The following is a 4,757-nucleotide window of genomic DNA, read 5'->3' on the forward strand; positions in this document are numbered from 1 at the left end:
TACGGGATACTGATCGCATCGAACCCGTTGGACATCAGCTCACCGGATGCCATCAATTTGGCAGTGCGCTTGTTTCCGTCGAAGTAGAGCTGGTGCCGAATAACGCTCGAGGCGTAGATGAGCGCTCGGTGCCGAGGATCCTGCAGAGTCGACAGGTAGTCGAGCAGGTCTTGATAGGCGACCCGCAGCGTCTCGCCGCCCTCACCGTGCGGGCGTCCATCGATGACGCGGCCGTCCGAAAGCTGGACATTGCCACCGCGACGAGCGAAACCTTCGCCACGGAAGCTGCCGGACTCGATCGCTTCGTGCACCGCGATCAGCGAATGGATCCTGTCGGACACCGCTTTCGTCAGGGCGAAAGCCCCGTCACCGACGAGCCGGTCGATCTCGTTGAATCCTTCATTCAGCGCAAGGATCTGGTTCTGGTCGTCCAGCCGCTTGCCCTCGACGGTGACACCCTCCAGGAGGGTCTGCACCTCGGGCAAGGTGAACGCGTTGCCCTCCAATCGTGCTGCGTCCCAGATCATGGTCGGAAAGCGGGACCGGAAGCGAGCGAGGGCTCGACCGACGTCCCCCGTCCCGCCCATGTTCGCCACGTCGACGAGCGACGGGTCCCACATGATGCCGGTGACCGCGAACTCCTCACCGGCGCGGGATGTCTCTCTCCGACTCGCCTGAACCCCGCGAACGGCGTCCGCTCGCCGCGGGGTGTTCCCGTAGTCACCCGGGCGTGCGCCCCAGGTCGGTCGTTCCGCCATGAGTCACCACTCCTTCGCCACGGTCTCGGCGAGTTCCGCGAGCGGCCCGCCGACGCCGAGGCAATCGATCAGCATCTGGACGGGGGTGACGAGCGGTATCCCGTCGACCTCGGTCGCACCGGCGACGACGAGGTCGGATGATGGCGCGATGATGACGGAGGCCGCACCCAGGACTCGAGTCGGCTCGTGAGTCGGCCCGAGCAGTTCCCGAATTCGTGACGGCTCGGCGGCCCACATGACGGTGGGAGCATCCGACGGCACCTCGATGCCCAGTGCGGTCAAGGCCGGCCCTCCGGAAAGAGCCCACGGCTGGCCGGATGCCGATCCGGCCGATGCCATTCGCGTCGCATCCTTTCGCCCCCGGAGCAGCACGGACCCTGTCCGGTTCTGCGGTGCGGCCACCGTTGCGGCAGCCGCAGCCACCTTCAGGGGCTCTGTGTCCCCCGTCCATCGCTGGAGCCTGACAACCCAGTCCTGGATCGCAGTGGCAGATGCGCCGGGATCGGTGAAGTCCCCCAAGATCCATCGTGCCGCAGCGGATGCGAGCGCATCGCTCGCGGGCTGTGTCTGGATGACGAGGTCAAGCCCGTAAGCGAGAGCGAGCTCGCGGAGCGTGCTGAGCTTGGCCCTCGTCGGATCCTGCCGGAGCAGCCATTGCGTGTTTCGGGACACCCCGGAACGACGTGCGAGTTCAACCGTGGAAACGCGACCGGTCTCAAGCATCGTCTTCACGTCATCGACGTCCATGGGTCACCTCCCGCAGCATCCACTGTCCGTTATCGTCCTATCCATAGGACGGATCCTATCACTGTCCCACCGGTAGGACACCGTTGGCACCGGCTTCACACGGCGTAACCGTGCCTTTCGCCCCTCCCGCCGGCCGCATAGTCTTCCCCCGATCCGTTGTGAGTGTGCCAGAGCGTGGAGGAGGTCCCGGATGCCGGACAGCGACACCGAACGCGGCCGGGCGCTCGTGTTCCTCGCCGTGATGAGTGCGCTTCTCTGCGTCGCGGCGATCGTAAGCCTGACGACCGAATCGTCGTGGTCGACGCCGGGGGTGATCGCTACGGCCTTCGTCCTGCTCGCCGGCGCCGGCTCCGGGCTGGTCGCGTCCGTGGTCGCGCTCGTGCGTCGGCGCCATTTCGTGGCGGCCGCTCAGGGCGACGTGGAGTCCGGCAGCGCGGCGAAGTAGCGGTCGAGAGCGAGAGCGACCAGTTCCGGGTCCGGCGGAGCGTCCGCGCGCAGCAGGGGATCGGTCACGATGTCCGCATCACCCTTATGGACCTGATCGTGGAAGAAGCCGGGAGCCAGCAGATAGCTCGCGGCGACGACCCGGCCCGTGGCGTCCGGAGCGGGCCGCACGCGAGCGATCGCAGCATCCAGTCGTGGTTCGGCCGCGCTGAGGAAGCCGACCGTGATTTCCCGGCCGCTGGCGGTGGCGAGAAGAGCGCCGGCATCGAGACCGTCGCGAACGCCATCCGGATCGCTGGATCCGGCGGCCGCGAGCACCAGTGTGTCCCGGTGACCCGCTTCGGCCTCCCCGATCCGGCGGCGGAGGACGTCGGCAAGCCGGGCATCCGGGCCGAGCGCTCCGGCGATGACGACGCGCTCGCCGAAGGGGGCCGCCGCCTGCGGGATGTCGTGGCCGAGGTGGTAGCCGCGCGACAGCAGGAGCGGAACGATCACGATGGTGGCGTCGGCCGGGAGATCGCTGAGCGCGGCGCCCACCTCCGGCTGCTGAACATCGACGAAGGCGTGCGCGGCGACGTCCGCCCCGGCCTCGCGGTGGATCGCCTCGGCGTATCCCTCGATGGCCCGCTGGCCGAGCGGGTCGGAGGTGCCGTGCGAGACAGTGAGGATGGCGATCATGGGCTCTCCGCGACGTGGATGCGCGGGCCGTCGGAGCGGCCCGCTTCGGTCGTCCCAGGATGCCTGAGCGGTCGTACACGGTCTCCGCATTGCGTCGGTTTATTACCCCCGGCATTCCGTCCAGGACCCTTGGCCGCTTAGCGTCGATCTCCGATCCGCCTGCAGTTCAGAAAGGACGAGTTCGTGACGATCTCCGAACAGAGCGCCCCCGCGCCGACGGCTCGGCCGCGCCGATCCGACGCCCGGCCGAACGGTCAGTGGGCCATCGACGGGAAGGCGCCGCTCAACGGGAACGAGGCGTGGAAGCAGGAGGACGGCGGTCTCGCGGTCCGCGAACGGATCGAGAGCGTCTACGCCGATGGCGGTTTCGCCTCCATCGACCCGACGGACCTGCACGGGCGGTTCCGCTGGTGGGGCCTGTACACGCAGCGCAAGCCCGGGATCGACGGCGGCAAGACCGCCACCCTCGAGCCGCACGAGCTCGAGGACGAGTACTTCATGCTGCGGGTCCGCATCGACGGCGGCCAGCTGACCACCGAGCAGTTGCGCACGATCGCCGGCATCTCGACCGAGTTCGGACGCGACACCGCGGATCTGACCGACCGTCAGAACATCCAGCTGCACTGGATCCGGGTGGAGGACGTGCCAGAGATCTGGCGGCGTCTGGAGGCTGTGGGCCTGAGCACGACGGAGGCATGCGGCGATGTGCCGCGCGTGTTCCTCGGCTCGCCGGTGGCGGGGATCGCCGCAGACGAGCTGATCGACCCGACGCCGTTGATCCAGGAGATCGCCGACCGGTTCCTGCTCGACCCTGAGCTGGCCAACCTGCCGCGCAAGTTCAAGACTGCGATCAGCGGCCATCCGAGCCAGGACGTGGTCCACGAGATCAACGACGTCTCATTCGTCGTGGTCGAGCACCCCGAGCTCGGGGTCGGCTTCGACCTCTGGGTGGGCGGCGGCCTCTCCACGACGCCGCGGCTGGCGGAGCGTCTCGGCGCCTTCGTCACGGCCGAGCGGGTCCCCGAGGTGTGGCACGGTGTGGTGCAGATCTTCCGCGACTACGGCTACCGGCGGCTGCGCAACAAGGCCCGCCTGAAGTTCCTGCTCGCCGACTGGGGCGTGGAGAAGTTCCGCCAGGTTCTCGAGGACGAGTACCTCGGCGAGCCGCTGCCGGACGGGCCGGCGCCGGCCGCGCCGACGACCCCCGGCGACCACGTCGGAGTCCACAAGCAGAAGGACGGCCGCTACTTCATCGGCGTCACGCCGTTCGTCGGCCGCGTCTCCGGCACGACGCTCGGACAGCTCGCCGACCTCCTGGAACGGCACGGCTCCACCAGGCTGCGGACGACGCCGCACCAGAAGATCCTCGCCCTGGACATCCCCGAGGAGAACCTGGAGCAGGCCGTCGCCGACCTCGACGACCTCGGGCTCTCCTCGCGGCCGAGCGTGTTCCGGCGCGGCACGATCGCCTGCACCGGCATCGAGTTCTGCAAGCTCGCGATCGTGGAGACGAAGGTGACGGCGGCGACGGCGGTGCAGGAGCTGGAGCGCCGGCTGGCAGGCCTCGACCTGCCGACCCCGCTCAGCCTCCACGTCAACGGCTGCCCCAACTCGTGCGCCCGCATCCAGACGGCCGACATCGGCCTCAAGGGCCAGCTGCTCCCCGATGGCAACGGCGGCCAGGTGCCCGGGTTCCAGGTGCACCTCGGCGGCGGCCTCGCCTCCCACGACCGCGAGGAGGCCGGACTCGGCCGCACCGTGCGCGGGCTGAAGGTGACCGCCGAGGGGATCGCGGACTACGTCGAGCGCATCGTCACGCGGTTCCTGTCCGACCGCACCGAGGAAGAGACGTTCGCCCACTGGGCGCACCGGGCCGACGAGGAGGCGCTGCAATGACCGCGACGAACCTGGGCAGCCTGTCGGCACGCCCCGCCGGCCTCCGGCCGGTCAGCGAGCTCCGCGCTCTCGCCGAGCGCGGCGCACGTGAGCTGGAGAACGCGACCGCGGAGGAGATCGTCCGCTGGGTCGCCGACAACTTCGACGTGGAGCGCACGGCCGTGGCCTGCTCCATGGCCGACGCCGTGCTCCCGCACGTGGTCGCCTCTGCGTTGCCCGGCGTCGATGTGCTGT

The 4,757-nt window shown here is 69.1% G+C and carries 5 protein-coding genes and 1 pseudogene; 3 read left to right on the top strand and 3 right to left on the bottom strand.

Going from position 1 to position 4,757, the window contains the following annotated elements; translation table 11 throughout:
* Positions 1–758, bottom strand: a 758-nt coding sequence (locus ACPYOG_RS18610; RefSeq protein WP_481295631.1) for a Fic family protein, incomplete at its 3' end; no start/stop codon positions are given.
* A 3-nt stretch (positions 759–761) separates the two neighbouring features.
* Positions 762–1,097, bottom strand: coding sequence for a hypothetical protein (locus ACPYOG_RS18615; RefSeq protein ID WP_481295632.1), 336 nt, complete (start codon positions 1,095–1,097; stop codon positions 762–764).
* Between the two features lie 598 nt (positions 1,098–1,695).
* Here ACPYOG_RS18615 and ACPYOG_RS18620 point away from each other — a divergent pair.
* The gene (locus ACPYOG_RS18620) at positions 1,696–1,950 is read left to right on the top strand and encodes a hypothetical protein (protein ID WP_481295633.1); all 255 of its coding nucleotides are present in this window, start codon (positions 1,696–1,698) and stop codon (positions 1,948–1,950) included.
* Here ACPYOG_RS18620 and ACPYOG_RS18625 read toward each other — a convergent pair.
* Complete coding sequence (locus tag ACPYOG_RS18625) at positions 1,914–2,627, bottom strand: sirohydrochlorin chelatase (RefSeq protein WP_481295634.1); 714 nt, start codon at positions 2,625–2,627, stop codon at positions 1,914–1,916. The two genes, ACPYOG_RS18620 and ACPYOG_RS18625, sit on opposite strands and share 37 nt — an antisense overlap.
* Positions 2,628–2,810: 183 nt before the next feature.
* Here ACPYOG_RS18625 and ACPYOG_RS18630 point away from each other — a divergent pair, with 183 nt between their 5' ends.
* Together ACPYOG_RS18630 and ACPYOG_RS18635 are read left to right on the top strand one after the other, a co-directional pair.
* A complete protein-coding gene (locus tag ACPYOG_RS18630) occupies positions 2,811–4,523 on the top strand; it encodes a nitrite/sulfite reductase (protein ID WP_481295635.1) in 1,713 nt (570 codons plus the stop codon).
* Positions 4,520–4,757: pseudogene (locus ACPYOG_RS18635) on the top strand (phosphoadenylyl-sulfate reductase); the annotation flags it as partial. The gene ACPYOG_RS18630 and the pseudogene ACPYOG_RS18635, both read left to right, overlap by 4 nt.

This window comes from Leifsonia sp. HAY1-4F, from assembly GCF_056755275.1.

Bases quoted from the DNA above. Each gene is read 5' to 3' on its own strand.
- ACPYOG_RS18615 (WP_481295632.1), bottom strand. From the start codon at position 1,097: ATGGCATCGGCCGGATCGGCATCCGGCCAGCCGTGGGCTCTTTCCGGA.
- ACPYOG_RS18625 (WP_481295634.1), bottom strand. From the start codon at position 2,627: ATGATCGCCATCCTCACTGTCTCGCACGGCACCTCCGACCCGCTCGGC.
- ACPYOG_RS18620 (WP_481295633.1), top strand. From the start codon at position 1,696: ATGCCGGACAGCGACACCGAACGCGGCCGGGCGCTCGTGTTCCTCGCC.